The organism is Mycolicibacterium parafortuitum, from assembly GCF_010725485.1.
Lineage (GTDB): Bacteria > Actinomycetota > Actinomycetes > Mycobacteriales > Mycobacteriaceae > Mycobacterium.
Window position 1 is genome coordinate 4,071,857 of record NZ_AP022598.1, and the last position, 25,923, is coordinate 4,097,779.

A 25,923-nucleotide genomic window follows, 5' to 3' on the forward strand; every position below is an offset into this window, starting at 1 on the left:
ATGGCGCTGCGTCCGGCCCGAACCTACAACCAGGACCATGTGGCACGGCCCCTGGACGGTCGACGGCGTGTCAGCATCTACTGGACCTGGAGTTATCCCTGGGAGGCGCAGCGTGATCCGGCCGCGATGAGCAACCGTTTCTCGACGATGACCGAAGTGCGTAACGTGGCCTACCCCAACTACGAGACACCCGAATTCGGTGCCGCGAACTTCCTTCAGGGCATCGCCGGAACGCTGGAGTTGTTCCACCGCTCGACCCTGGCCTTTCAGGATCTGGTCACAGAGCTCACCGAGCACCCGGTCGGTGTCTTCCAGCGGGTCGACCAGGCCGGCTACGCCCAACCCATCGACGAACGCATCCTGGCCGATACCGACACGCTGATGGTGTTTGGTCTGGACCACCTGAACTCCGAACTGGAGGCGACCCGGGGCGAAGTGGAGGCACTGCGGGAATGGTTGCGCCGCGAGGGCACATGCCTGCTGCTGGCCCCCCACCACGATGTCGGGTTCACCGACGACCTGAACCAACGGCAGATCGAGTACGAACACCACGGAGACCGGCTGGTGCCCCGCCAGCAACGGTTCAGCAGATACACCCGGTCCCTGATGCGCGCGCTCGGGGTGCCCGTGCACAACATCTGGGGTCTGCGGCCCGCGGTTGTCGACGGCACACGAGATCCGTTGGCGCTGAATGCCTATCGTGACTTCGACGAGAAGGGGCTTCTCGACGGTGTGCCCGCCCTGAGCTTCCACCAACACCTTCCGCACTATGAACTGACCGCCCCGGAGGGTGCCAATCTGCGCGTGCTGGCCCGCCAGCCGATCGACCCGTATCGACCTCACCCGTTCACCGACGCCGGTAACACCGCGTTCAACGCGGTCATCTGGATGCCTCCCGATGGGGACAGAGCCGGTGACATCGTGCTGCTGGACTCCACGCACTCGGCGCGTCGGCCGGCCTGCGCAACCTGTGGCGCAACCTCGCGACGATGGCCTACTGAGCGTCAATCCGGGATCAGTCCGACCCTTTTCGCCTCGGCCACTGCCTCGCTGCGAGACGTCACCCCGAGCTTGCGGTAGATCGACCCTGCCTGGGTCTTGACCGTCTCCCGTCCGATCACCAGATCCGCGGCGATCTGCTGCAAGGAGAGGTGCCTGGCGAGATAGGGCAGCAGGCGCAGTTCGGCCGCGGTCAACGGGCGTGCGCCCCCGGCGACCATGGCCTTGACCCGATCGACCCGCTGGATCAGTGCCACCGCGTCCGGCTCGCGGTGGCAGAGGCGCTCCGCCACCGGCAAGTGCCTGCGCAGCAGGTCGGCGTCCTGGAGGACTACTGCCGTCCACGCGAGCAGGCCGTGCCCCAGCAGCGCGGTGCGCGCTGCCAGATGGCCGAGGCGAGACAGCAGGGTCTCGGTGACTTCCGCCGATTGCCGGGCAGCGGTTTCGTCGCCGGTGCGGGCGGCCATCACCGCGCTCGTCGCGTACACGACGATCATCGGCACGACGTCGCACAGGTCGTACTTGTCGACCAGCATCCGGGCGGACTCGCTGCGTTCCACAGCCGATTCGTCGTCACCCGCTACCAGATCGAGCAACGAAAGGTGGGCCAGCGCCGCGGCGTGGAAGCCCGGCAGATCGTCGATGACGGCCAGCGCCGATTCCAAGAGGTTGCGTGCGTGCGACACCTGCCCGCGCATCGCCTCCGCCGCTCCCTTCATCACGGTGGCGGCTCCCCACCACGGGTTCACCAGCTGTCCACCCGCCGCGCGTACGACGTCCGCCTGGTGCGCCACGTCGATGACACCGCCGGCCCCGACCAGTGAATTGATCAGTGCCACAGCCACCTTCACCGATGGAGTGCCGTCGGACAGGACCCGTCCCTGGTCGGCGCGCACCGCGAGCATCAACGATCGCTGGATCAACTCGGCGTCGGCGGTCGTCACCCCCAACCACGCCCGCGCCACCGCGGCATCCGGATGTTCGGCGAATGTCCGGGGATCCAGCCTCGCCAGCCGTCTGGCCAACACCCCGGCGCGGCCGTCGAATCCGAGCCGGACCGCCTCGCGGCCCACCAACGCGGCCGCGCGGGCGCGGTCCCCGGCGTCCAGGGCTTGGACCAGTGCGCCGTCGATGTCACCGTCGCGCTCGAGGAGGTCGGCCGCGCGGGTGGCGAGTTCACGGAAGCGTGTCGGCGCCGTATCGCGCAGCCGGGCCCGCAGCACGTCACCGAAAAGATGGTGATACCGGTGCCACACCCTGTGGTGATCCAGCGCGATCAGGAACGGATTCCCCAGTCCGGACAGCACAGCCAGCATGTGGGCCGAATCGTCGCGTTCGAGGACGGCATCGAGCTGCTCGGCGGTGAAGCGTTCGAGCACCGCCGATTCCGTCAGGAACGTCGCGGTCGCGTCATCGAGGCGATCGATGACCTCTTCGACGACGTAATCGACCACCAGGTTGTCGCGGCGGACCAACCCCTCCAGCGAGGTGCCGTCCCGCAGCGCCATCGCCGTCAGGATCACCCCGGCAGGCCACCCTTCACACAGATCGATGACCCGCGCGACCACCGCCTCGTCGTGGACCCCACCGGCCATGTCGAGAGCCTGCGCGGCCTCGGCGGCGGAGAACCGCAGCACCTCCTGGTCGATCTGCACCGTGGTGTTCTGTAGCCGGCGGCGGCCGAGTCCCAGCGGCAGCATGAACCGGCCCACCAGAGCGGGGATCACGGTGGCGGGTAGTTCCTGCAGCAGCATCCGCAGTGTGGTCACCGCGGTGGGATCGCAGAGTTTGTGCACGTCGTCGAGGACGAGCACCATCGGTGCGGACTGTTCGAACAGGTCCACCACCGCGGGCAACAGCTGGTTCACCGGACTGCGGCCGGGCCCGCCCAGATAGCGCAGCAACTCAGGCGCGTCGCCCGAGGACCGGACCAGAGCAGTCGCGATGTGCAGCAGCAGGTGAGCGGGATCGTCGTCGAGGTGGTCGATCCGAGCCCAGACGAACGGTCGCCCGTCGGAGGTGTCCCACAGTGCGACGGTCGTGGTCTTGCCGTAGCCAGCCGCACCGCAGACCACCACGACGTCGCCGTCGGCAGCCGCCGCCATCCGCCGAAGGGCGTCAGGGCGGCCGACCACACGGTCGGCGATGCGTGGCCGGCCGACGGTCGCGGCCGGAACACGGGGTCGCCAGTCTCCCGCCACCACATCAAGAGCGTAAGCCGGTGAGTGAACGTCTGACATGCATTTTTTCGTTTTAGGGATAGATGTCTTCTGGCCGCATCTCACGTTCGGCGGCGCGGCGACGTCTTCCCGGTATGCACACGTTCACCGATTGCACCCGCCTGCTGCGCGGCATGTACGCCGCCGAACGCGAATACCTGGCCCTGGGTGGGTCTGACCATGGCGATTTCGCCGTTCTCGCAACGTATTTCGCCGAGGACGTGGTCCTGTGCCAGGCCGCGGCGCTTCCGTACGGCGGGGTGTGGCGCGGTCACGACGGGCTGCGGGCCTTCTTCGCGGCCATGGCCGCCACCTGGTCCGAGTTCCAGATGCTCGATCAGCAGTTCCTGGCCACCGCCGAGACCGCCGTGGTCCGGACCCGGGTCCGCGCCCGGGCGCGGACGAGTCGCCGCGAGGTGAGCTTCCCGATCCTGCAGACCCTGCGCATCGCCGACGGACGGATCTCCGAGGTGTGGCCGTTCTACTGGGACACCGCCGCGATCGTCGCCGCGATCGCCCCGACTCGGTGACCCCCCTGGGGGAGTACGGGCCGGCCTAAGTGGTGGGCAGGCGCACGACGTACCCGGCTTCGAGAGCAGCCCACAGCGCCCCGTCGGCGGCCATCGCCAGGCCACGGGGCTCGCTGCCGGCGGGCAGGTCGATCATCGTGACCTCGCCGTCGGCGCTGACACGGGCGAGCTGGTCGGATTCGCAGAGGCTGACCCAGACTCCGTCCGCCTGATCGGCTATCACCGCGTGCGGTTTGCCCGGTAGGTCGAGTTCCTGAATCGCCTCGTTGAGCGGAATGCGGCCCAGCTTGCCGGCTCGAGTCTCGGTGAACCACAGCGCATCGTCGTGCGTCGCGGTGATGCCGACGGGCCCCGCAGACGGGGTCGGGGTCTGCCGGACGCTCACCGTCCCAGCCATGTCGAGCCGTCCGATGGCGCTGCTTCGGTTGAGGGTGAACCACAGTGCGCCGTCGGGGCCCGCGGTGATCATCGTCGGGTCGCCACGGGGGACGGCCACCACGTCCACCTCATCGTCGGCACCGATTCGGCTCACCGTGCCCGATGCCGTCGTGGTGAACCACAGTGCACCCTCGGGTCCGACGCACAGTCCCGAGGGTGCGCTCCCGTCGGGCAGTTTGATCTCGCGCTGCGCGCCGTCCACGGCGATACGGCCGATCCGGTCGTCGCCGCTGCGGGTGAACCACAGGGCGCCGTCAGGCGCGGCGACGATGATCGCGGGCTTGCTGTGCGGGTGCACCGGAAAGACGTCCAATCCACCGTCCGGCGCGATGCGGGCGATCTCCCCGGACTGAACCAGCGTCACCCAGATGGCGCCGTCCGGGCCCGGAGCGAGCGCATACGGACCACCGGACACCGCGATATCGAGGACCCCACTCACGCCCCGACGGTACGTCACCCCCGATCCGGCACGGGCGGTGACCGGGCGCTCAGAGGCCGTTCGCAATACTTGCTGCGAAGCTCGCGTCCGTCTTGTCGGTGACGTTCTGGCCCGCGGTGATTCTGGGGTACCTCGACGGCCTCAGCGCGCTGACACACGTTGGGACGGTTTCGATCACGGCGTCGTAGTTGGGTTGGCAGAAGAACGGCAGCGACAGCCGGCGGCTCGCGGGGCCGGTGAGGGTGGGGTTCTGGACACGGTGGAGAGTCGAGATCCACTTGTCGTTGGTCCACCGCGCCATGAGGTCGCCGATGTTGACGACGAAGCTGTCGGGGATCGGCGCGATGGGAACCCAGTTGTCGTCGAGGCGCACCTCGAGACCACCTACCGCATCGCGTTGGTAGAGCAGGGTGAGACTGCCGTAGTCGGTGTGTTCGCCGATGCGAAGTTGGTCGGGTTCTGGCCGGCGGTCCAGCGGCGGGTAGTGATTGGCGAACAGATTGCTGATCGGCTTGTCGACTTTGTCGTCGAACCAGTGCTCATCGAGACCGAGCGCCAGCGCGAAGAGCCGCATCATGTCGAACGCCAGTGAGGCCATTTCGGCGTAGTAGTGCTCCCACACTTCGCGGAACCCGGGCAGGGATGGCCAGACGTTGTCGTGAAAGTGCCCGCACCGGCGTGCCTGGGTGAACCATGGGTCCCCGGCGGGAACGTCGGGCAGTCCGATGGAGAAGAATTCGACGAGGTCACCCGGCGTCATCTTCCCGCGGGTTCGTGCCAGCGCTCGTGATTTCGGCGGCATGTAACCCCGGCTGGTGCCGGGTTGAGCGCGAACCGTCATCTTCTGGTCCTCGTCGCTGTCGAAGAACTCCGCGGTGACGTCGTACATGTCGTCGAGTAGTCGGGCCGAGATCCCGTGGTTGACCACCGCGAGAAATCCGATGTGGGAGTTGGCATCATCGATCTGTCGGGCCAGTCGTAGGCGGTCCTCCTTGCTGCCGCGGGCCTGGCCGAGGTCGATGAGTGGGACGGAGTCGGGCATCAGTGTTTTCCTGCCTGAGAAGAGATGGGCCAACCTGGCCGCCGCTTGGGGCGGGGGGCGGCGTAGGTGTGAATCTTGCTGGTGGTGAGCGACATTGCGACGAGACTTTCGGCGAGTGCCACGGCCGCGGCGATGCCGTCGACGACGGGGACCCCGAGTTTGGCGGCGAGGCGCTTGCTCATCCCGGCCATGCCCGCACATCCGAGCACCAGAACTTCGGCGCCGGCATCGATTGCTCGACGCCCCGCTGAGTGCATGGCATCGAGAGCGGCCTCGGTGTCGCCGTCTAGGTCCAGCACGGCCAACTCCGCGGCCTCGATGGCGGCGCAGCGGTCCGCCAACCCGGCTACGGTCAGGCTGTCCCGAATCTGTGCACACGCCCGCCCGAGCGTGGTGACGACGCCGTAACGCGGTGCCAGGAGCATCGCGAATTGTGCTGCGGCTTCGGTGATGTCGACGACCGGGATGTCGAGTAACTCTCTGGCACCTTCACGGCCGTGTTCACCGAATCCGGCCATGACCACCGCGTCCACGTCGGGTGGCAGTTCGTGCAGGCGGTCGAGCACAGCGGCCGCGGTGATGAAGCTGTCGTAGTACCCCTCGGCGGATTCGGGGCCCCAGTGCGGGCGCCAGGCCTCGATGTGTGTACCGGGACGGGCAGCCGACTGGGCTTGGCGGCCGATGTCGGCGGTCATCGTTTCGCTGGTGTTGCAGTTCATGACCACGATGCGGGTCATGGTGCGACCGCCGTTGCGGCCTGACGGGTGGACCAGGTGATGGGGAGGTAGAACAGGGCGGCAAGAACGGCGCCGATCGCCCACGAGAAGGGGGCCCACGCACCGAAGGTGGGTACCAGAGCCAGGATTGCGGCGACCACCGTGGCCGGGACCAGCGCGATGAACGCTCGTGGATTGAATCCGCGGGTGAAGTAGTACTTGCCGTCGGGGTCCGCGCGGAAGAGGTGGTCGACGTCGACGTGACCGCGACGGATGACCCAGTAGTCCGACATCAGCACACCGAACAGTGGGCCGAGGAAGGCACCGAGGCCCCCGACGAAGTAGGCGATCGACTCGGGGTTGTTGTAGAGGTGCCACGGCAGGGGCAGCACAGACAGGACGGCGGCAATGAGCCCGCCGCGGAAGAAGTCGATGTGTTTGGGCGCGACGTTGGAGAAGTCGTAGGCACAGGAGATGAAGTCCGCCACGATGTTGATCCCGATCGTGGCGATGGTGAAGACCAGGGCGCCGAAAAGGATGACCGCGGTGCTGTCGGTCTTCTCGATGAGGGTCACCGGGTCGGTGATCGCCTCCCCGAACACCACGATGCTGGCGGACGTGACGGTGACGGCGACCAGCGCGAAGAGGATGAAGTTCACCGGCAGGCCATAGAAGTTCCCTCGGGTTATCGTCTTTTTGTCGGGGGCGAGTCGGCCGAAGTCGGCGAAGTTGACCAGGAACGTCGCAAAGAAGGACACGTTGAGCGCAATCGCGGCGAACATCTCGTAGGTGAGATCCCAGCCGTGTGCCTGGTTCGGGCTGAGGCTGAAGGACACGTCCCCTCCGGCTCTCATCACCATCCAGATGGTGAGCGCGAACATGACCAACCAGACCGCGGGGCCTGCCCAGTCTTGGAAGCGGCGGACGGCATCCATGCCGTGGCGCACGACGACAAGCTGGATCACCCACATGAGCGCAAAGCAGATCCAGCCGAGCGCATGCAGCCCGAGAAACGTGGGATGGGTCAAGGGTTCCGCAACGGAGTGGGCGATCCGCAGCGCCGCGATCTGCAAGCCCGTGGAGCCCAGGTAGGTCAGGATCCCGTAGTAGATGACCGCGATGCCGGCTCGGATGAGCGCAGGGACGTTGGCGCCCCAGACCCCGAAGCTCGAGCGGGCCAGGACCGGGAAGGGGACTCCGGTGCGCTGCCCGGCGATCCCGCTGAGGTTCATCAGTCCCCAGATGATCAAGACGCTGACCGTGAGCGCGATGAACACCTGACCGCCGTTGAGACCCATGAAGAACAACGACGCGGCGAATGTGTAGACCGTGATGCTGTGGATGTCCTGCATCCACATGGCGAAAAAGTTGTAGACGCCCCAGTTCCGCTTGACAGCGGGTGCGAGGTCCTCATTGTAGAGGCGCGTCGATCGCACTGGAGCAGTGTTGGTGGGCAAATCTGGATGATCTTGTAAAGGACTGATGGACATAGGATTTCACTTCCGGAAGACAGTTTGCACTGTGGAGCTGGCGAAGATGTCGGCATGACGGTGCGGCTCGAATACGGATGAACACGGCAGCGAGTCGACCGTCCGCGCGGCAGCAGAGAATCGTGAGCAGCGCGCAGAGGTGCAGCTGCGGGCCACCCGAAGCGATGGGTGTTCGCGCGGAGTGTCTGCCTAGTGGAGGCAGACGGGTGACGCGATTAGCGGTCTTCGCGCTCTTTCGACAAGGAGAGGAGGGCGAGCGGAACCCGATGGGACGCGATGGCTCGTAGGCACTCTTCGACCGTGAAGGTGACGCCCCACGCCACCATCGCGAATGAGATACCACGTACAACCATGTGGTGCGTCGCTCCTGTCTGGGGAATTCAAGCCTTCGAGCACAAGCCCTATGGGCGAAGCTAGCTCCTGTGTGCTACCGCTGCGTTACGCCGTGAAACGCCAGCGTGAATGGTCGTCGCGCCTCGTCCTCGTCATCACCGCCAAGGCCCTGCCAGCTGCACATACCCCCGTCGATGCGCCTGGCCGTCATCCTGGTGCTGCGGACGCGGTCATCCGGCGTGTTCTCCCAACCGGGCATCGACGATAATTCCCGGGTGAACCCTGAGACCTCCGGACCCGCCGGCACGGCCCGCTTCGGTCGCCTGGAGTGGCGGGACCTGACGCAGGCCGCGGTGTTCGCCGGTCTGCTCGCCGCCCTGGGCCTGCCGGGCACCCTGACCCTCGGGCCCACCGGGGTGCCGATCACCCTGCAGACCCTGGGTGTGATGCTCGCCGGATCGATCCTCGGCCCGCGCAAAGGACTGCTGGCCGTGGCGCTGTTCGCGGCCCTGGCCGTCGCCGGGTTACCGATCCTGGCCGGCGGCCGGACCGGACTGGTGTCGTTGTCGTCGCCGACCGCGGGCTTCTTCGTCGGCTGGTTACCCGCCGTCGTGGTGATCGGGGTCCTGACCGCGCTGATGATGCCGCGCTACCGGGTGGCGTGGGGCATCCTGATCAACGTCGTGGGCGGCATGGGTGTCATCTACCTGTGTGGCACGGTCGGGCTGATGCTGCGCACCGACCTGACCTGGTGGGCGGCGTTGTCCACCAACGGGATCTACATTCCCGGCGACATCGCCAAAGCCGTGGTGTGCGCCTACGTCGCCGCCCAGGTGCACCGTGCCCGGCCGGGCCTGATCACGCCGTGGCGGGCCCGCCGATCCGATGCCTGACGACCCGCCCGGCGCCCTCGTCGTCGACGGGGTGTCCCACGCATTCGGCGACCGCCGGGTGCTGCGCGACGTGTCGCTGACACTGACCGAGCGCCGGATCGCGATCGTCGGCGCCAACGGCAGCGGCAAGTCGACACTGGCGCGCATGTTCAACGGCCTGGTGATGCCCGACCGGGGTTCGGTGCGGGTGCACGGCCTGGACACCAAGCGGTCCACCCGGCAGGTGCGCCGCACGGTCGGGTTCGTGTTCACCGATCCGGACCGCCAGATCCTGATGCCCACCGTCGCCGAGGACGTGGAACTGTCGCTGTCGCGGCACCGGCTGGACCGCAGCGCGCGCGCCGAACGGGTGGCCGCGGTGCTCGACCGGTTCGGCCTCGCCGGGCATGCGGACCAGCCCGCACATCTGCTCTCCGGCGGCCAGAAGCAACTGCTCGCGCTGGCCACGGTCCTGGTCACCGAACCGTCGGTGGTGATCGCCGACGAACCGACCACGCTGCTCGACCTGCGCAATGCGCGGATGCTGCGCGGCGCGTTCGCCACGCTGGACACCCAACTCGTGCTGGTCACCCACGACCTGGAGCTGGCGGGCGACGCCGACCGGGTCGTCGTGCTCGACGACGGCCGGGTGGTGGCCGACGACGAGCCCGCCGCGGCGCTGGCGGTCTATCGGGAGTTGATGTCGTGACGGTGCTGGGGGACTACCGGCCCGGACGGTCCTGGCTGCACCGGATGCCCGCCGGGGTGAAGTTGGTCGGCCTCGGCGTGGTCATCGTCGCGATGACGGTGGCGGTCGACTCTCCGGTGCGGTTGGCCATGGCCGCCGCCGGGGTGGCCGCGGTGATCGTCTGTGCCCGGCTGCCGGTGGGCGCGCTGGCAGCCCAACTGCGGCCGGTGCTGTGGGTGGTCGCGGCGATCTTCGTGCTCCAGGTGCTGCTCACGGGCTGGCGCCGGGCCCTGGTGGTGTGTGGGGTGCTGCTGCTGGCCGTGTGCCTGGCCGCGATCGTGACGACGACGACGCGGACCACCGACATGCTGGACGCGGCGACGCGGGCGATGGCCCCGCTGGCGCGGTTCGGCTTCCCGGTCCGGCAGGTGGCGATCGCGCTGGCGCTGACGATCCGCTCGATCCCGCTGCTGGTGGACATCATTCGTCAGGTCGAGGAGGCCCGCCGGGCACGCGGGCTGCGGATGTCGCCGCGCATCGTGTTCGTCCCCGTGGTGGTGGCGGCGCTGCGCGCGGCCGACGACTTCAGTGAGGCGCTGATCGCCCGCGGGATCGATTGACCCCTCGATCACCGCGTTCGCCGCGTGCAGCGGTCGCCGGTCACGCACAATGTGGCGAGGCGCCCACCTGGAGCCGGCTGCGGACCACGGAAGGCGTCGATGATCGAGACAGCGGGAGCCGGAAGGCCGGCCCAGCGGGTACCGCCCGACACACTGCGCCGAGCCCTGCGCCTGGCCGGGATGCGGCCGTTGCCCCGCCCGCGCCGCCCTTCCCGTATCGATCTGCACGGCAAGCGGATTCTCATCACGGGCGCCTCGTCAGGGATCGGTGAGGCCGCCGCCTGCCGGCTCGCGGACCGGGGCGCCGTGGTGATCCTGGCGGCCCGCCGCGAAGACCTGCTGACCGGCGTCGCCGACCGGATCACCGCCCGTGGTGGTCAGGCCGTCGCGGTACCTACCGACCTCTCCGATTTGGAGGCCGTCGACGCACTCGTGCACAGCGCCGGCCGGGTGGATGTCCTCGTCAACAACGCCGGCCGATCGATCCGCCGTCCCCTGCTCGAATCCCTGGACCGCTGGCACGATGTCGAGCGCACCATCGCGCTGAACTATTACGCGCCGCTGCGGCTGATCCGCGGGATCGCGCCCGGCATGGTGGAGCGCGGCGACGGGCACATCATCAACATCTCCAGCTGGCGCGTGATGCCGGAGTCCTCACCGCTGTTCGGCGTCTACAACGCGTCCAAGGCCGCGCTCAGTGCGGTGAGCAGAGTGATCGACAACGAACTCGCCGACTCCGGTGTGCAATCGACGACGATCTACTACCCGTTGGTGGCGACTCCGATGATCGCGCCGACCCGCGCCTACGACGGTCTCGCCGCGTTGAGCGCCGACGAGGCGGCGGACTGGATCGTGACCGCCGCGCGGACCCGCCCGGTGCGGATCATGCCGCGCAAGATGATCCCGCTGCGTGCGCTCGACCTCATCTCGCCGCGGCTGCTCAACAGCGTGATGAAGCGCTCCACACCGCAGACCGGACGCGCACGCGCTGAATGCTGAGCGCGGCGGCTACCGCGACGAAAACCTGGTTCTCGGAGCGTTTCTCACCACTGCGGCGTTCTTCTGCGTGGCCATGGTCGGCACGCTGGCCAAGATCTCGGGCCAGTACACCTCCACCGGTGTGCTGCTGCTGTTCCAGAACGCGATCTGCCTGATGTTCATCGTGCCGGTCGCCGCGCGTGACGGGTGGGCGTCGGTGCGGACCGCGAAGTTCGGCTTGCACGCGCTGCGCGCGGCTACCGGGACGGGATGCTGGTATGCGCTGTTCTTCGCGATCACGCAGATACCGCTGGCCAATGCCACATTGCTGACCTACAGCGCTCCACTCTGGATGCCGCTGATCGCATGGGCGGTGACGCGCCAACACGTCCCGGTGCCGACCTGGATCGGTGCCGGCGTCGGCTTCGCCGGAATCATGCTGGTGCTCCAACCCCAGGGGCGCAGCTTCTCCGCGGGTGAGGCGTCCGCGCTCGCCGCCGCCGCCCTGCTGGCCATCGCCATGATGTCGGTGCGCTGGCTCGGCGCCACCGAACCCCCGCGGCGAATCCTGTTTTATTACTTCCTGTTGTCCACCGCGATGTCGGTGCCGATCGCGGTGGCCGACTGGGAGCCGGTGGCCCCGGCGGGGTGGCCGTGGCTCGTGGGTCTGGGCTTGGCCCAACTGATTTCCCAAGCGTTGATCGTCGCCGCCTACCGGCATGCGTCGGCGGAGAAGCTCGGCCCGTTCATCTACACCGTCATCGTGTTCACCGCTGTCATCGACTGGATCGTGTGGAATCACAGACCCACACTCGCGGCGTACCTGGGCATGGCCTTGGTCATCGGCGGCGGGCTCTTCGCCATGCGCGCCAAACGTGACACAATCAGCGCCGCAGGGCCTCCCCGGCGTGGCCCGTGATCGGCGGTTGCCCATGAGATTGTTGGTCGGTTATCTGGCCACACCCGGCGGCGCGGACGCGCTGGCGCTCGCCGTGCGGCTGGCCCGGACGCTCGACGCCGAGATCGACATCTGTCTGGTGTTGGCGCGGCACGGGCATCTCGGCAGCGTCGTCGCGACCGGCGGATACGACAAGCTCCTCAGCGAGCAGGCACAGGAGTGGCTGTCGGACGCGCTGGCCGCCGTGCCCGGGGACGTGATGGCCCGCACTCACGCCCATTTCCATGACTCGTTCGCCGCCGGGTTGATCGACGCGGCCGGCCAACTCGACGCGTCCGCGATCGTGGTCGGCGGTTCTGGCGGCGGTCTGGCGGCGAACTACACCCTCGGCGCGGTGGTCAACGAGCTTCTTAACTCGTCTCCGCTGCCGGTGGTGGTGGCTCCGCGCGGGGCCCGCGACTCGACGGTCGAGCGGGTCCGCGAGGTGACGTGCGCTCTCGGCGAACGTCCCGGCGCCGACCTGTTGCTGGACACCGCGTTCCGGTTCGCCAGGGCCGCGCAGACCCCGCTGCGGCTGGTGTCGCTGGTGGCGCTCGACCGGGACTCGGCGAGCGCGAGCGCCGGCCCCGGGCAGCACCCCGCGGTGGATCACGCCTTCCGCACGCTGGACGCCGCCAAGAAGTCGCTGCCCGCGGGATTCCCGGTGACCGCGACGGTGGTCGAAGGCGGCACCGTCGAGCAAGCCGTCCAGAGTCTGGCCTGGCACGACGGCGACCTGATCATGGTCGGTTCGAGCCGACTCGGCGCCCCGCGGCGGACCTTCCTGGGTTCGACGGCCGCGAAGATGCTGCGGGTGCTCGACGTCCCGATGGTGGTGGTGCCCAAGGCGGAGGTCGGTGCCACGCACTCCGGGTGGTGACCGCCGAGCCGTTACGGCTCGTCCACTAGGGCTCGTCCGCTATGGCTCGTCCACGATGAGGACCGGGGTGTCCTTGCGTAGCGTCTCACCGCGGAAGAACTCCGGTTGCCGGGCGCGCATGACCATCATGAACACGATGCCGAGCAGGATCAGCCCGAGGCCGAGGATCAGCACCAGACCCACGCCGCCGATGCTCGCGCCGCTGCCGTAGTCCGGGGACGCGCTGTCGCGCAGGGTCACCGCGAAGACGCCGAGCAGACCGAGGCCGCCGAGTAGTGGGAACAGCAGCTTGAACACGAATCCGCGTGCGCTGGAGAACAATTCGCGTCGGAAGTACCAGATGCAGGCGAACGCGGTCAGGCCGTAATAGAAGCAGATCATGATGCCCAGCGAGTAGATCGTGTCGGTGAGCACGTTCTCACTGGTCAGCGTCAGCACCGAGTAGAACAACGCCGAGCCGACCCCCGCGACGACCAGCGCGTAGGACGGCGTCATGAACCGGGGGTGGATCTTGGCGAACCGTGCCGGGAAGGCCTTGTAGGCGCCCATCGCCAGCATGGTCCGAGAGGTCGGCAGAAACGTGGTGATCAGGCTCGCGGCGCTGGACGCCACCACGGCGAGGAACAGGAACAGGTGCAGCGGGCCGCCCATCACCGGTTCCGCGAGCGCCCCGAAGACGTTCTCGGAGTTCTCCTCGTTACCGAGACCCAGGCCGTCGGTGCCGACGCCGGCATACATCTGGGTCGCGACGGCGACCAGCAGGTAGGTGAGCAGGATCGACACCACGCACAACAGCGCTGCACGGCCCGGCGTCTTGTCGGAGTCCTTGGACTCCTCGTTGACCGTCAGCGCGGTGTCCCAGCCCCAGAACGCGAAGATCGACCCGGACAGGCCCGCGATGAACATCGACATCGTCAGACCGGCCGGGCTGAACCAGTCCCAGCTGAACGACAAGCCGGTCTCCGACGAGCCGGATTTCGCGAACGCCATCCCCGCGAACACCAGCAGCACCACCATCTGGAAGCCGACCAGCACGTACTGGACCCGTTCGGTGGTGGTGATGCCCCGGTAGGACACCGCGGTGGCGATCGCCAGGAACGCCACACAGGTCACCACGTTGATCGCCTTGTTCTCCCACAGCGCGCCGACGGATTCGCTGCTGAACAGGTCGCCGATGAACTGGTAGAAGAACTGCACCGCGACACCGGCCAAATTGGACAACACGATGACCGTCGCGAGCACCGCCGCCCACCCGCCGAGCCATCCGATGTACGGCCCGAACGCCTTGGTGGTCCAGGTGAATGACGTCCCGCAGTCGGGGGCGACCTTGTTGAACTCGCGATACGCGTAGGCAGCGAAGAACATCGGCAGGAAGCCGGCGATGATCACCACCGGCATCTTCATGCCCGCCTCGGCGACGAGGATGCCGATGGTGGCCGTCAGCGCGTAGGCGGGGGCCACCGAGGACACCCCGAGAACCGTTCCGCCCAGCAGGCCGACGGCGTTGTGTGACAGTCCCTTGTCCTGGATGTCCGCTTCGGGGCGGTGCAGGGGGTCGTGGGCCTCGATCCGCATGATGACCTCACCAGGGTGAACAATGAATGGTGCTCAAGCTAAGCACGCACGCACCCGCGGGGGAGCGCTTTCATTCACAGGTTCGGCGCAGCAGCCCGAGCACGACCTCACGTGTCAGCGGCGCGAGCTCGAGGTCCCCGGGCCGGTCCGGATCGATCCACGCGATCTCGTCGATCTCGGCCCGCGCGGACGGTTCCGCGCGCAACGTCACGGCGAACAGTTCCGCGGACACCCGGTGCCCGGGTTCGTTGGCCGCCGCGGCGGTGTAGGTCCCGAGCGGGCTGATATCCGGTGGCGCCACGTGCACTCCGAGTTCCTCGGCGAGCTCGCGGCGCAGCGCCTCCGGAGCGGACTCGCCCGGGTCGAGTTTGCCGCCCGGCTGCATGAACGCCGCCGTCCCGCGCTTTCGGACCACGAGCGTCCGGCCGGCGGCGTCGACCACCACTGCGGCGACCACCCTGATCTGCGGGGGCGTGTCCTGTTGTGCGGCAAGGGCTTGCGCGATGGTCGCGGTGTCGGCGAGCGTGACCCCGATCAGGGTGAGGTCGGCGAGCCGCTCCGGGGTGGTCTGCGACGTCGCGTCGGTGGCCAGCACGGTCCGGTAGTCGAGCTCCGACGCGTCGAACAACGTGGCCCGCGGGCAGTTCGGCAGATTGCACCCCGCGACGACGACGGTGTTCACGCCCATTGTGCGTAACTGGGTGTCCAGCGCGGTCCGGAAAAACGCCGACCACCGCGGCTTGTAGACGACGTACTCGCCGGGACCGACGGTTTGGATCTCCCCGGCGAGCAGCGCCGTGCAGTCGAGCTCGACCGGCTGCGGCAGCAGGGGTTGCGCGATCTGCGCGCCGGCGGTCCCCGGAGCGGCGATGTGCGCACCGGCTTCGACCGCGGCGCGGCGTACGGCGTCGACGTCGGACCCGCCCGGCTCGTACAGCCGCACGACGTGGATGACCGGTCGCCCCGCGGCGCGAAACGCCGCCGCGAGGCGGGCCATCGCCGGCAGCCGTTCGGCGGTTCCACTCACCACCGACGATCCCGCGACGAAGTCGTGCTGGACGTCGATGAGCAGCAACGCCGAGTGCGGCCACTGCGGCGTCAGGTATCGGTCAGAATCCACCCGACGATTCTGGCACCAGCCCGGCGCGGGTCAGAAGATGAGGCCCTGGGCCTTCGATGTCGCGGCGGCGAAACGGTTTTGGACGTCCTCCCAGTTGACGACGTTCCAGAACGCCTTCACGTAGTCGGCTTTGACGTTCTTGTACTGCAGGTAGTAGGCGTGCTCCCACATGTCCACCTGCAACAGCGGGATGATCCCGAGCGGCACGTTGGCCTGCTGGTCGTAGAGCTGGAAGGTCAGCAGCCGGTCACCGAGGGTGTCGTAGCCCAGCACCGCCCAGCCGGAGCCCTGCAGGCCGTTGGCCGCGGCGGTGAACTGCGCGCGGAATTTGTCGAACGATCCGAACTGGTCGTCGATGGCCGCGGCGAGGTCTCCCGTCGGCTTGTCGCCGCCGTGGGGGGACAGGTTCTTCCACCAGATCGTGTGGTTGACGTGCCCGCCGAGGTGGAACGCGAGGTTCTTCTCGTGCAGGAAGATCGCGCCGTGATCGTCACCGGCGCGTGCCTCTTCGAGTTTGGCGATCGCGTCGTTGACGCCCTTGACGTAGGTGGCGTGGTGCTTGCTGTGGTGAATCTCGTTGATCTGTCCCGAAATATGCGGTTCGAGCGCGCCGTAGTCGTAGTCCAGATCCGGCAACGTGTACTCAGCCATCAGGTTCCTCTCTGTATTCACTCGGCCATCTGCGCCCACCATACCTGTCCAGCACAACACATATTCAGGTGTGTATGAGTGTGCGCGGGTGCCGAGGCTGTGGCAGTACCACGACAGGTCGGTGCGAAACACGGCCGCCGGAAACAGCCGTACCGCGGAGGACTACTTTGCGGTGTGGGCGGGAATCCCGGCACGCGATATGACCGGTGACGACGCAGTCGTGCAGGACTGCCCCAAGCGGATGACGTTCGGCCCGTGCGGTGGCGTCCATCCCGACGGCCGCTGCGAGATGCGGCCCGGCCCGTGCGCGTTCCCCGAGGTCGTGCTCTGGCCGTCGGGCTCGACACCTCTGGTGCCGGCACCGCAGTCGCCGGCGGCGCCGCTGATCCTGACCGACTTCAGCTGCGCGCCATACGATCCGGTGGACGTGGCGGCGACCGCGACGGCGTTGTCGGCGTCGTGCGATGCGGTCCTGGTCGGTGAGCACCAGAACCGTCCCGACTTCCCTCCGACACTGATGGGCCGCCTGCTGTTGGACGCGGGTGTCACCCCCTGGATCACGCTGTCGTGCCGCGACCGTAATCGGGTGGTGCTCGAACAGGAGCTGCGGGGACTGTCGCTGCTCGGGGTGCGTACGGTGCTGTGCGTCACCGGCGACGGACGCGGCTACGACGTGCACCCCGACATCACCCAGACCTTCGACCTCGACGGGCCGCGGCTGGTCGAACTGGCCACCTCGCTGGGGATGACCGCGGCCGTGCCGGAGACCCCGACGGCCCCACCCGTGGCGGGGCGCCCGCTGCGTCTGGTCCAGAAACAGCGGGCCGGCGCGCGCGTCGCCGTACTCAACCACGTCTGCACTCCGGAGCTGATCGCACGCTTCATGTCGGACGCCCGGGCAGCCGGACTGACCATCCCGGTGCTCGCGGCCGTCGCGGTGTTCACCGACGAGGTCTCGGCCGCCGTGCTGCAGGGCCTGCCCGGGCTGGCGCTCGATCCGGACGTGGTCGAGCGCGTGCTGGCCGCCCCGGACCCGGTCGAGGCCGGCATCGAGGCCGCGGTCGCAGAGGCCCGCGCGTTACTGGCCATCGACGGTGTCGACGGGGTCAACGTCTCCGGGTTGGCGTCGGCGGCGGGGACTCGCGCCGGCGCGCAGATCAAGGCCGAGGTCGGTGCGCGGATCCGCGCGGAAGGGTGGGGACGATGACCGAGGCGATGGACGCCGAATTCGACACGGTGGCCGAATGGACCGCGCAGGCGGCACGCCACCTCGGCCGCGATTACTACATCCCGGCCGGCTGCCGGGGCAGTGGCAACCCAGCTGCGCTGGACTGGCTGGTCGAGCGTCTCGAACTCGGCCCCGGCGACTCGCTGCTCGACTGCGGGGCCGGTGTCGGGGGACCGGCCGCCTACGCGGAGTCGAGGAGTCCGGTGTCGCCGGTGCTCGTCGAACCCCAGGCCGGCGCGTGCAGGGCGGCCCGCTCACTGTTCCCGTATCCCGTCTTTCAGGCCGTCGCCGATGCACTTCCGTTCTCCGACAACGCATTCGATGCGGCGTGGTGTCTCGGGGTGCTGTGCACGACTGCCGCGCAGCGCGAGGTGCTCACCGAATTGCGCCGGGTGGTGCGGGCACCGGGGCGCATCGGGCTGCTGGTGTTCGTCGCACAGGCCGAGCTGACCGAGGATCAGCAACCCGAGGGCAACAACTTCCCGACCGAGCGGTCCCTACAGCGCCTGCTCGATGAGGCCGGACTGCGCGTCGAGGACCGGCTGCGCACCGCCGATCTGCCGCCGATTCCCCAGGGCTGGCAGGACCGAGTCGCGGCGATCGACGCTGCGCTGGAGAGCAGGCACCGAGACGACGACGCGTGGAAGGTTTCCGAGGAGAATTCCGGGCAGATGGGCCGGCTGCTCGATGACGGACTGGTCTCCGGCGAGGTGCTCAGTCTGCGGCACGCTGACCAGGTGTCCTGACAACTAGGTGCCGGGCTCTCGGCCGGAATTTTTCCGCGAGTTGTTGCCCTGATGCACGGGGGACTCCCAGGTGTAGGGCTCCTCGGGGTGGCCGGACCCACCCAGGATGAACGTGCGGTCGCTGCGGTTGGATCGCGCGATCGTCGCCAACCAGGTTCCGACCGTGCTGAACCGGTTGCGCACGCCGGTGAGGAACGCGATGTGGACGAAGCCCCAGCCGAGCCAGCCGGGCATACCGGTCAACCTGATCGGGCCCGCCTGCAGCAATGCGTGCCCGCGGCTGATGTAGGCGGCCGAGCCCAGATCCCGGTAGCGGTAGTTCTTGCGGCGTTTGCCTTCCAGGTCCCGCCGGATGCATGCCGCGGCGTGCAGGCCGCCCTGCATGGCGTTCTCGGCGACCCCGGGCAGCCCGTCGCGTCCGGCCAGGTCTCCGATCACGAACACCTCCGGATGCCCCGGCACCGACAGGTCGGTCTCGACCGCGATGCGTCCGGAGCGGTCGGTCGAGGCGCCCAGCACCTCAGCGGTGTGGTTCGCGAACGGCACCGCTTCCACGCCTGCGGTCCACAGCACCGTCCGTGTCGCGTAATCGACTTCGGCGCCAGCACCTTTCGGCCGCACGGTGATTCCGTCGCGGCGCACATCGCTGACGTGCACACCGAAATGCAACTCGACACCGAGGTCGGTGAGTACCCGAGCGGCGCCCTCGGACAGCGCCGGTGCGAAGCTCTTCAGCACCCGGTCACCGCCGTCGAAGAGCAGCACCCTGGCGTCTTCGGGCTCGATGCTGTGGAACTCGTTGGCCAACGCCCGTGTCGCCAATTCCCGGATCTGCCCGGCGATCTCGACTCCGGTCGGCCCGCCGCCGGCCACCGCGAAGGTCAGCCACTGGTCACGTTCTGGCCCCGGGGGCAGGGTCTCGGCGATCTCGAACGCGGCGAAGACGCGGCGCCTGATGCTCAGCGCGTCGTCCAGGGTCTTCATCCCGGGCGCCCAGGCGGCGAACTCCTCCTTGCCGAAGTAGGACTGGCGCATGCCCGCGGCGAGGACGAGGTAGTCGTAGTCGACATCGAAGGTGGAGTCGTCGGGGCGGCGGGCCGTGACACGGCGCGCGTCGGCATCGAGACGGATCGCCTCACCGAGCAACGGCTTCACATTGTGGTGGTCTTGGAGCTCCTCGCGCAACGACCGGCTGATCTGGCCGATACTCAGCGTTCCCGTGGCGCACTGGTACAGCAGCGGCTGGAACACATGGCAGGCCGCCCTGTCGAGCAGCGTCACGTCGACTCCGACCCGGCCGAGGCGGCGAGCGCAGAACAGGCCGCCGAACCCTCCGCCGATGATCACTACTCTCGGGCGTTTCTCAGTCATCCCGGCCAGGATAGTTCCCGCGGCCCACCCTCCGATCGCGGCAGCGCTCAGAATCCCGCTTCGGCCGGACTCTGGAACTCGAAATATGCACAGGGACAGGGGATTCGGGCTTTTTCCTGGGAGATGGGGATTCGGCCGATTGCACGTCCCGGCACGGAATGCCATCATTTCGTTGTTGGTGCACACCCCTGCGGTTCCGGCCTGCCCCGCCAGACAGGCCGATCGCGATGGGAGGTATGCGTGACAATCGAAGACAGGCCCCGAGGCGCCCCGCCGGACCCCCGGCGGCAGACCTTGTTCGAGCGCACACAGCTCAACGACCTCGTGGTGCAGATCAACGAACTCCAGCGTCGCGCCGACGTGAACCCCGAGGACGCTCTGCTCGACATCATCGAAAACGGGGTCGCGTCGGTGCCGGGTGCCCGCTATGCCGGCGTCACGCTGATCGACAAGCACGCCGTGGTGACGACCGCGGCGGCGACCCACGAACACGTCCGACTGCTGGACCGGATCCAGGCCGAGACCCGCGAGGGGCCGTGTCTGGCGAGCGCGTGGTCCCACCACACCCTCCGCATCGACGATCTGTCCGCAGAGCGGCGGTGGCCGCGGTACTGCCGGTCCGCCGTCGAGCGCACGCCGGTGCGGTCGGTGCTGTCGATCCGGCTCTATCACGACGGTCCCAGCCTCGCCGCGCTGACCTTCTACTCAGACGAGGTCGAGGTGTTCGACGACGACTCGGTGGAACTGGCGCTGATCTTCGCAGCCCACACCGCCGCCGCGCTGACGCTGACCCAGCGCGAGGACCAGTTCCGCAGCGCCCTGGCCAGTCGCGACGTCATCGGCCAGGCCAAAGGGATGCTCATGGAGCGCTTCGGTATCGACGCCCATGCCGCGTTCGAACTGTTGCGCCGGATCTCCCAGGAGAAGAACGTGAAGCTGGTCGATATCGCCGAGAACCTGGTCGCCTCGCACCGGACGGCGGATTAGCCGGCCGACGCTCTCAAGGAGTCCTCGCCGAGCGGATCAACGACATGTCCGCCGGGCCGGCGTCGGCGGGCCACCACGGCGGCGCCGCGATCTCGCACGCATCGAGGTCGGTCTGACCGTGCACCTGGGTGACCGTGTCGACACAGTCGGCGACGGTCGCATGCTCGATCTCGGAGATCTGGTCGTGTGCGTTCGACGCGAACCAGGCGCCGAAGCCCACGATCGCCGCCGACGCGGCCACGCAGGCCGCCAGTGGCCAGTCCAGACGATCCCTCACGCCCATAGCGGCTGACGCTAGCGCAAATATCTGGGTTTTCGCTGAGTGAGTTATGAGAAGTCCCGGCTCGACACGGCACGGCAAACTCTGCCAATCGTGCCCAGCGAACACGCTCACGGCGTAATTTACGTCCGTAACAATCAGGTCACAGCCAGTCCGAGGGTGAGGGAATCTCATGGGTTACGCCGCCAACGTCGGTCGTGTCGGAGCGCTCGCGGTGACGCTGGGGGTGGGCTGGGCCGTCGCGTCGGCACCCGGCGTCGCGTACGCCGACACCTCGGATTCTTCGTCTTCTGGCGAGTCCTCATCGGTGAGCTCGTCGGCCCGCGAGTCGGCCAAGCCGGGCAGGGCGTCCCGTGCGGACTCCGACGGCACCGCGGACAGCTCCCCGTCGTCGGGTTCATCGGCGGCATCGGACTCCGGCGACGACGACGCCGCGTCGCGCGCGTCCAAGGCATCGCCGCGGGCGGCGGGCGCGGCGCGCGACGACGCAGAAGACGCAGAAGACGCAGAAGACCCAGCCGACGGAGACGAGTCGGAAGACACGGAAGACACAGAAGGCACAGAAGGCACGGAAGGCACGGAAGACACGGCCGACGCCGTCGCGGTGAGCTCGGTCGCCACCTCTGCGACGCCGTCGAAGCCGCCGGCCGACGCGCCCAGGACCAAACCCGCGCCGACCACACCCTCACCGACCACGACCTCGCCGGCACCCGAGCCGGCCGCCGCGGTACCGCAGTCGGTGGTGAAACCGACGCTGGTCAGCATCATCAGCGATGTGCTCGCCTCGATCCTGACGCCACCGGCGAAACCCGCCCCGGCGACGCCGCTGCAGGGAGCGACGATGCTCGCCTCGCTGGCGGCCGCCCGCGACGAACTGGAGCGCACGGCGGCACGTCGGTACGGCGCGTCGGTGGCGGAGGCCGTCGCACAACTCGTCGACGACACCCCCAACGTGCTGGTGATCGGCGTCGACGGCACCAACCTGAGCCGGGTGCTCGCCCATCCCGAGCTCACCCAGAACTTCTTCAAGCTGATCCAGGGCGGCACCACCGCCGCGTCCACCATCGTCGGGCACACCACGATCTCGAACCCGTCGTGGTCGTCGATCCTGACCGGCCTGTGGGGCGAGACGACAGGTGTCGTCAACAACGTCTTCACACCGTGGACCTACGAGAAGTGGCCGACGCTGTTCACCCAGCTCGAATCGCTCGACCCGTCCATCGTGACCACCTCGATCGCGAACTGGGACGTCATCTCGGCGATCGCCGCGACCGGCCTGGGCGTCGACAACCTCGTCAACGTCCCCGAGCAGGAGGACGATCCGCTGTGGTTCAAGGCCGACGACCTGGTCGGTGATTTCACCGAAGCCGCGATCGCCGACGCGAACGCCGCGGTCGCGAACCTGATCTTCAGCTACTTCGTCGGTGTCGACGAGGCCGGCCACGCGTTCGGCGGAGAGTCGCCGGAGTACCTGGAGGCGCTGGCCAACTTCGACCGCAATCTCGGCGAGATCATGGCCGCCGTCGACGCGTGGGAGGCCGCGACCGGTGAGCAGTGGACCATCCTGATGGTCACCGACCACGGCCACCAACCGCAGCTCGGGTTCGGCCACGGCTTCCAATCACCGGCCGAGACAACAACATTCGTCGTTGCCAACAATCCTGACCTGTTCCAGCAGGGCGGGGTGAACCTGAAGTACTCGATCGTCGACGTCACCGCCACGGTGCTCGACCTCTTCGGCTATCAACCCGGCGTGACCGAGGGCGTCTCGCTGCTCGACCTCGACGACAGCACCGTCACACCGGGCGACGACGACGCGTTGCTGCGCAAGGCGCTGCAGGACGCGATCGCGATGTACGGCTACCCCGACATCGCGACCAACCTCGCGCTCAGTGTGCGGACCATCGCCACGACCATCCCGTATTACGTCAACAACGTCTTCAACGGCATCCAGTCGGGTCTGCAGTCGCTGGCAGACGCGGACATCTTCCTGATCAGCCCGCTGGCCGCGCTGGCGATCATCCCGGTCCGCATCATTGGCGATCTCACCTACATCGCGGTGAACATCCCGGCCCAGATCATCGCGCGCCTCACCGGCGTCACCGGCGCGTCGATCTTCCCGTTGGTGCGGCCGCAGACGCCGGTCTTCCCGGTTCCCGAAGCCGGCGATCAGACCCCGACCCTGCTCGCGGCGGCGTGCACCGAGGGCCGCGTGACCAGCGCCGTGTTCTCCTGCGGGGCAGCCGCTCTCGCGTCCTGAGCGCTCAGCGCTTGAGCGAGGAGATGTAGTACGTCTCCTTGCCGGTCGGATATCCGCCGCCGTCGGTCGCGATGTGGACGTGGTCGAAATGGTTCAGGGTCTCGGAGCCGTAATCGGCCGTCCAGCTCGGCGCGCCGATGCCGGGGTAGAAGCCCTGGCGCCAGATCACGTGGATGACGCCCATCCGCTCGGCGTTCGCCAGTGCGTAGCCGGCGATCTGATTGCCCAGCGCGATCCCTTCCTCACTGTTGTGGTTCGGGATCATCACATCGATCGCCAGCCCGTTGGGATGCCACTTAAGCGCGTCCTGGCGGTAGCCGCCGATCGTCGTGATCTCCGGGAACATCACCGAGATCGCCCGGGCGACCCAGATCGTGTGCACCTGGAGTCCGCCCTCGGGAGCGATCCCCTTCGGCAGCGCGAAGTCGAAGACCCGGGCATCGACCGGCGCGCTGGCTGCGAGCAGTTCGGCCTCGGTGGGCACCGGCGCCGCCAGTATCGGGGGCTGCTGGTTCGGGGCCGAAGTCGGTGCGCCGGCCACGGACGTCTCGGGCTGCGGGGCGCGCGGCGGAGTGGTCTGCTGGGCGTAGACCATCGCCGCCGACAGCGCGACGGACGCGGCGATCGCCAGCCAGCGACCCCGGCCGTTGGCCAACAGATTCCTGCCCACGAAACAGCACCTTAATCTCCGCGCCGACCCGCAGACGGCAATTGGCGTCACCGCGTCGCAAACCGCGGTTTGGCGGCGGCGCGAATCGGGAAATCCCCGCCCTGTCCTGGTGCAGCCACAGAGAGGCGCTGGAGATGGAGAAAAGTGGGCAACTCGGCACCAGCCTGAAACCCCGGCATATCACCATGATCTCCATCGCCGGCATCATCGGCGCGGGCCTGTTCGTCGGGTCGGCCAACGCGATCGCCGAAGCCGGACCCGCGGTGATCCTGTCCTATCTGATGGCCGGCACGCTCGTGGTGTTGGTGATGAGAATGCTCGGCGAGATGGCCGTCGCCAATCCGGACACCGGGTCGTTCTCGGTATATGCCGACCGGGCGCTCGGCGGCTGGGCCGGCTTCTCGATCGGGTGGCTTTACTGGTGGTTCTGGGTGCTGGTGATCCCGGTGGAGGCCACCGCGGCTGCGGAGATCCTGTCGCATCTGGTCGGTGGCGCGCAGTGGTTCTGGGCGCTGGCGGTGACCCTGTTGCTGACCGTCACCAACCTGATCAGCGTCGGCAACTACGGCGAGTTCGAGTTCTGGTTCGCGTTGATCAAGGTCGTCGCGATCGTCGCGTTCATCGGTATCGGCGTCGCCGCGATCCTCGGGGTCATCCCCGATTCCCAGGTGAGCGGACTGCATCAACTGTGGGAGCCGGATGGCTTCATGCCCAACGGATTCGGGGCCGTCGTCGCCGCGATGCTGATCACGATGTTCTCGTTCATGGGCACCGAGATCGTCACCATCGCGGCCGCCGAGTCGCCCGACCCGGAGACCGGGATCTCGCGCGCGGTGAACTCGGTGATCTGGCGGATCTCGCTGTTCTACGTCGGGTCGATCTTCGTGATCGTGGCCCTGATGCCGTACGACCGGCTCGAGGACGGCTCCTACCAGTCCACGCTGCAGGCGATCGGTATTCCGGGATCGAAGCTGATCATGGACCTGGTCATCCTGACCGCGGTGGCGTCCTGCCTGAACTCGGCGCTCTACACCGCATCGCGGATGTTGTTCTCGCTGGCCGAACGCCGCGACGCGCCGCAGGCGGTGAAAAGGCTGACAGGCAACGGCGTTCCGTGGGTCGCGGTGCTCGCGTCCATGGTGGTCGGCTTCCTCGCGGTCCTCGGGAACTACCTGCTGCCGGACAAGATCTTCGGCTACCTGCTGGCGACCAGCGGTGCGGTGGCGTTGTTCGTCTATCTCGTGATCGCGGCCAGCCAGTTCGTCCTGGGCCGGTCGATGCGTGAGGCAGGGGAGAAGCCGTCGGTGCGGATGTGGCTGTTCCCGTACCTCACGGTGGCCGTGATCGCCGCGATCGTCGTCGTGCTGGTGCTGATGGCATTCGACCCCGACCAGCAGCAGGCCATCGCGCTGTCGGTGGTGTCGGCGGTGTTCATCGTCGGGACCGGGGTGGTCGTGCACCGCAGGCACGCCGCCAGGGAGGCCGACGATCTCCTCTCGCAGGCGTGAGATCCGCTGGCGTCAGGGGAGTTTGGCGACGGTCAGCAGTAGCGCCGCATCCGTCAGCGCGAGCAGAGAGTGCCGGGAGTCGGGGATCATGAGCAGGTCCCCGGTGCGCCCGTCCCACTGCTGATCTCCGGCGATCAGGCGGACCGAGCCCCTGAGGACGTAGAGCGTCGCCTCCCCGGGGTTCTCGTGCTCGCCGAGCTCGGAGCCGGCGACCATGCCGATCACCGTCTGGCGCAGCACCTTCTCGTGGCCGCCGACGACCGTGTCGGCGGCGTTACGGCCGGCCGCGGTCGCCTGATCGATTTGTTGACGCGCCAGCGCTTCGAGCGACACCTTCTGCATGACA

General features: G+C 68.0%; 25 protein-coding genes and 2 pseudogenes. 13 read left to right on the forward strand and 14 right to left on the reverse strand.

Annotated elements, in window-relative coordinates:
- Nucleotides 1-1,001 (forward strand): annotated as a pseudogene (locus NTM_RS19520) (hypothetical protein).
- Between the two features lie 3 nt (nt 1,002-1,004).
- Here the strand turns inward: NTM_RS19520 and NTM_RS19525 are convergent.
- Nucleotides 1,005-3,203 carry a LuxR family transcriptional regulator gene (locus NTM_RS19525; RefSeq protein ID WP_163767182.1) on the reverse strand — a complete coding sequence of 733 codons (2,199 nt, stop codon included), beginning with the start codon at nt 3,201-3,203 and terminating at the stop codon, nt 1,005-1,007.
- 59 nt (nt 3,204-3,262) lie between these two features.
- Between NTM_RS19525 and NTM_RS19530 the strand changes: the two genes are divergently transcribed.
- The gene (locus NTM_RS19530; RefSeq protein ID WP_232079767.1) at nt 3,263-3,748 is read left to right on the forward strand and encodes a nuclear transport factor 2 family protein; all 486 of its coding nucleotides are present in this window, start codon (nt 3,263-3,265) and stop codon (nt 3,746-3,748) included.
- Nucleotides 3,749-3,773: 25 nt separating this feature from the next.
- Here NTM_RS19530 and NTM_RS19535 read toward each other — a convergent pair whose 3' ends face one another.
- Genes NTM_RS19535 through NTM_RS19550 form a run of 4 tightly spaced genes read right to left on the reverse strand, consistent with a single transcriptional unit; the run spans nt 3,774 to nt 7,873 of the window.
- On the reverse strand, nt 3,774-4,625 hold the full coding sequence (locus tag NTM_RS19535; protein ID WP_163767184.1) for a Vgb family protein: 852 nt from the start codon (nt 4,623-4,625) through the stop codon (nt 3,774-3,776).
- A 49-nt stretch (nt 4,626-4,674) separates the two neighbouring features.
- Nucleotides 4,675-5,667 carry an isopenicillin N synthase family dioxygenase gene (locus NTM_RS19540; protein WP_163767186.1) on the reverse strand — a complete coding sequence of 331 codons (993 nt, stop codon included), beginning with the start codon at nt 5,665-5,667 and terminating at the stop codon, nt 4,675-4,677.
- The gene (locus NTM_RS19545) at nt 5,667-6,404 is read right to left on the reverse strand and encodes an aspartate/glutamate racemase family protein (RefSeq protein WP_163767188.1); all 738 of its coding nucleotides are present in this window, start codon (nt 6,402-6,404) and stop codon (nt 5,667-5,669) included. The genes NTM_RS19540 and NTM_RS19545 overlap by 1 nt, the downstream gene beginning before the upstream one ends.
- Nucleotides 6,401-7,873 (reverse strand): NCS1 family nucleobase:cation symporter-1, encoded by a 1,473-nt coding sequence (locus NTM_RS19550; RefSeq protein ID WP_163767189.1) that lies wholly within the window; start codon nt 7,871-7,873, stop codon nt 6,401-6,403. Before NTM_RS19550 ends, NTM_RS19545 begins: the two co-directional genes overlap by 4 nt.
- A 608-nt stretch (nt 7,874-8,481) precedes the next feature.
- On the opposite strand from NTM_RS19550, the gene NTM_RS19555 reads away from it, so the two are divergent.
- The 6 genes from NTM_RS19555 (at nt 8,482) to NTM_RS19580 (ending at nt 13,181) form a co-directional block, all read left to right on the forward strand.
- Complete coding sequence (locus tag NTM_RS19555) at nt 8,482-9,099, forward strand: biotin transporter BioY (protein ID WP_232079956.1); 618 nt, start codon at nt 8,482-8,484, stop codon at nt 9,097-9,099.
- Nucleotides 9,092-9,787 carry an energy-coupling factor ABC transporter ATP-binding protein gene (locus tag NTM_RS19560; RefSeq protein ID WP_104865631.1) on the forward strand — a complete coding sequence of 232 codons (696 nt, stop codon included), beginning with the start codon at nt 9,092-9,094 and terminating at the stop codon, nt 9,785-9,787. The genes NTM_RS19555 and NTM_RS19560 overlap by 8 nt, the downstream gene beginning before the upstream one ends.
- Nucleotides 9,784-10,386, forward strand: coding sequence for an energy-coupling factor transporter transmembrane component T family protein (locus NTM_RS19565; protein ID WP_104865630.1), 603 nt, complete (start codon nt 9,784-9,786; stop codon nt 10,384-10,386). Before NTM_RS19560 ends, NTM_RS19565 begins: the two co-directional genes overlap by 4 nt.
- A gap of 99 nt (nt 10,387-10,485) precedes the next feature.
- Entirely contained in the window at nt 10,486-11,385 is a 900-nt protein-coding gene (locus NTM_RS19570; RefSeq protein WP_163767191.1) for an SDR family oxidoreductase, read from the forward strand.
- A gap of 73 nt (nt 11,386-11,458) precedes the next feature.
- Nucleotides 11,459-12,283, forward strand: a complete 825-nt coding sequence (locus tag NTM_RS19575) for a DMT family transporter (RefSeq protein ID WP_163769559.1) — start codon at nt 11,459-11,461, stop codon at nt 12,281-12,283.
- Between the two features lie 13 nt (nt 12,284-12,296).
- Nucleotides 12,297-13,181 (forward strand): universal stress protein, encoded by an 885-nt coding sequence (locus NTM_RS19580; RefSeq protein ID WP_163767193.1) that lies wholly within the window; start codon nt 12,297-12,299, stop codon nt 13,179-13,181.
- A gap of 39 nt (nt 13,182-13,220) precedes the next feature.
- Here NTM_RS19580 and NTM_RS19585 read toward each other — a convergent pair whose 3' ends face one another.
- From NTM_RS19585 to NTM_RS19595, 4 genes and pseudogenes are all read right to left on the reverse strand, one after another.
- Entirely contained in the window at nt 13,221-14,756 is a 1,536-nt protein-coding gene (locus tag NTM_RS19585; RefSeq protein WP_104865627.1) for an APC family permease, read from the reverse strand.
- 70 nt (nt 14,757-14,826) lie between these two features.
- Complete coding sequence (locus NTM_RS28670; RefSeq protein WP_197746383.1) at nt 14,827-15,213, reverse strand: NUDIX hydrolase; 387 nt, start codon at nt 15,211-15,213, stop codon at nt 14,827-14,829.
- 24 nt (nt 15,214-15,237) lie between these two features.
- A pseudogene (locus tag NTM_RS19590) lies at nt 15,238-15,876 on the reverse strand (cysteine hydrolase family protein); the annotation flags it as partial.
- Between the two features lie 30 nt (nt 15,877-15,906).
- Nucleotides 15,907-16,527, reverse strand: a complete 621-nt coding sequence (locus NTM_RS19595) for a superoxide dismutase (protein ID WP_163767195.1) — start codon at nt 16,525-16,527, stop codon at nt 15,907-15,909.
- Nucleotides 16,528-16,726: 199 nt separating this feature from the next.
- On the opposite strand from NTM_RS19595, the gene NTM_RS19600 reads away from it, so the two are divergent.
- Both NTM_RS19600 and NTM_RS19605 read left to right on the forward strand, forming a co-directional pair.
- Complete coding sequence (locus NTM_RS19600; protein WP_163769560.1) at nt 16,727-17,734, forward strand: methylenetetrahydrofolate reductase C-terminal domain-containing protein; 1,008 nt, start codon at nt 16,727-16,729, stop codon at nt 17,732-17,734.
- Complete coding sequence (locus NTM_RS19605; protein WP_104865625.1) at nt 17,731-18,501, forward strand: class I SAM-dependent methyltransferase; 771 nt, start codon at nt 17,731-17,733, stop codon at nt 18,499-18,501. Before NTM_RS19600 ends, NTM_RS19605 begins: the two co-directional genes overlap by 4 nt.
- 3 nt (nt 18,502-18,504) lie before the next feature.
- Here the strand turns inward: NTM_RS19605 and NTM_RS19610 are convergent, their stop codons facing one another.
- Complete coding sequence (locus NTM_RS19610; RefSeq protein ID WP_163767197.1) at nt 18,505-19,872, reverse strand: NAD(P)/FAD-dependent oxidoreductase; 1,368 nt, start codon at nt 19,870-19,872, stop codon at nt 18,505-18,507.
- Nucleotides 19,873-20,118: 246 nt separating this feature from the next.
- Here NTM_RS19610 and NTM_RS19615 point away from each other — a divergent pair, with 246 nt between their 5' ends.
- Nucleotides 20,119-20,859, forward strand: a complete 741-nt coding sequence (locus NTM_RS19615; protein WP_435405129.1) for a GAF and ANTAR domain-containing protein — start codon at nt 20,119-20,121, stop codon at nt 20,857-20,859.
- 13 nt (nt 20,860-20,872) lie between these two features.
- Here NTM_RS19615 and NTM_RS19620 read toward each other — a convergent pair whose 3' ends face one another.
- Nucleotides 20,873-21,142, reverse strand: a complete 270-nt coding sequence (locus NTM_RS19620) for a hypothetical protein (RefSeq protein WP_142407191.1) — start codon at nt 21,140-21,142, stop codon at nt 20,873-20,875.
- A 174-nt stretch (nt 21,143-21,316) separates the two neighbouring features.
- Nucleotides 21,317-21,589 (reverse strand): hypothetical protein, encoded by a 273-nt coding sequence (locus NTM_RS28865; RefSeq protein WP_232079770.1) that lies wholly within the window; start codon nt 21,587-21,589, stop codon nt 21,317-21,319.
- Between the two features lie 154 nt (nt 21,590-21,743).
- Between NTM_RS28865 and NTM_RS19625 the strand changes: the two genes are divergently transcribed.
- The gene (locus tag NTM_RS19625) at nt 21,744-23,399 is read left to right on the forward strand and encodes an alkaline phosphatase family protein (protein WP_232079771.1); all 1,656 of its coding nucleotides are present in this window, start codon (nt 21,744-21,746) and stop codon (nt 23,397-23,399) included.
- 4 nt (nt 23,400-23,403) lie between these two features.
- Here the strand turns inward: NTM_RS19625 and NTM_RS19630 are convergent, their stop codons facing one another.
- On the reverse strand, nt 23,404-24,069 hold the full coding sequence (locus NTM_RS19630; RefSeq protein ID WP_163767201.1) for a VldE C-terminal domain-containing protein: 666 nt from the start codon (nt 24,067-24,069) through the stop codon (nt 23,404-23,406).
- Between the two features lie 134 nt (nt 24,070-24,203).
- Between NTM_RS19630 and NTM_RS19635 the strand changes: the two genes are divergently transcribed.
- Nucleotides 24,204-25,577 carry an amino acid permease gene (locus tag NTM_RS19635; RefSeq protein ID WP_163767203.1) on the forward strand — a complete coding sequence of 458 codons (1,374 nt, stop codon included), beginning with the start codon at nt 24,204-24,206 and terminating at the stop codon, nt 25,575-25,577.
- 12 nt (nt 25,578-25,589) lie between these two features.
- Here NTM_RS19635 and NTM_RS19640 read toward each other — a convergent pair whose 3' ends face one another.
- Nucleotides 25,590-25,919: a cupin domain-containing protein gene (locus NTM_RS19640; protein WP_163767205.1), complete on the reverse strand. Its 330-nt coding sequence runs from the start codon at nt 25,917-25,919 to the stop codon at nt 25,590-25,592.
- Nucleotides 25,920-25,923 lie beyond the last annotated feature (4 nt).

Excerpts from the sequence above, each read along its gene's own strand:
- NTM_RS19530 (WP_232079767.1), top strand. The coding sequence starts at position 3,263 with ATGTCTTCTGGCCGCATCTCACGTTCGGCGGCGCGGCGACGTCTTCCC.
- NTM_RS19540 (WP_163767186.1), bottom strand. The coding sequence starts at position 5,667 with ATGCCCGACTCCGTCCCACTCATCGACCTCGGCCAGGCCCGCGGCAGC.
- NTM_RS19545 (WP_163767188.1), bottom strand. The coding sequence starts at position 6,404 with ATGACCCGCATCGTGGTCATGAACTGCAACACCAGCGAAACGATGACC.
- NTM_RS19550 (WP_163767189.1), bottom strand. The coding sequence starts at position 7,873 with ATGTCCATCAGTCCTTTACAAGATCATCCAGATTTGCCCACCAACACT.
- NTM_RS19560 (WP_104865631.1), top strand. The coding sequence starts at position 9,092 with ATGCCTGACGACCCGCCCGGCGCCCTCGTCGTCGACGGGGTGTCCCAC.
- NTM_RS19570 (WP_163767191.1), top strand. The coding sequence starts at position 10,486 with ATGATCGAGACAGCGGGAGCCGGAAGGCCGGCCCAGCGGGTACCGCCC.
- NTM_RS19575 (WP_163769559.1), top strand. The coding sequence starts at position 11,459 with ATGGTCGGCACGCTGGCCAAGATCTCGGGCCAGTACACCTCCACCGGT.
- NTM_RS19580 (WP_163767193.1), top strand. The coding sequence starts at position 12,297 with ATGAGATTGTTGGTCGGTTATCTGGCCACACCCGGCGGCGCGGACGCG.
- NTM_RS19585 (WP_104865627.1), bottom strand. The coding sequence starts at position 14,756 with ATGCGGATCGAGGCCCACGACCCCCTGCACCGCCCCGAAGCGGACATC.
- NTM_RS19595 (WP_163767195.1), bottom strand. The coding sequence starts at position 16,527 with ATGGCTGAGTACACGTTGCCGGATCTGGACTACGACTACGGCGCGCTC.
- NTM_RS19600 (WP_163769560.1), top strand. The coding sequence starts at position 16,727 with ATGACCGGTGACGACGCAGTCGTGCAGGACTGCCCCAAGCGGATGACG.
- NTM_RS19605 (WP_104865625.1), top strand. The coding sequence starts at position 17,731 with ATGACCGAGGCGATGGACGCCGAATTCGACACGGTGGCCGAATGGACC.
- NTM_RS19610 (WP_163767197.1), bottom strand. The coding sequence starts at position 19,872 with ATGACTGAGAAACGCCCGAGAGTAGTGATCATCGGCGGAGGGTTCGGC.
- NTM_RS19620 (WP_142407191.1), bottom strand. The coding sequence starts at position 21,142 with ATGGGCGTGAGGGATCGTCTGGACTGGCCACTGGCGGCCTGCGTGGCC.
- NTM_RS19635 (WP_163767203.1), top strand. The coding sequence starts at position 24,204 with ATGGAGAAAAGTGGGCAACTCGGCACCAGCCTGAAACCCCGGCATATC.
- NTM_RS19640 (WP_163767205.1), bottom strand. The coding sequence starts at position 25,919 with ATGCAGAAGGTGTCGCTCGAAGCGCTGGCGCGTCAACAAATCGATCAG.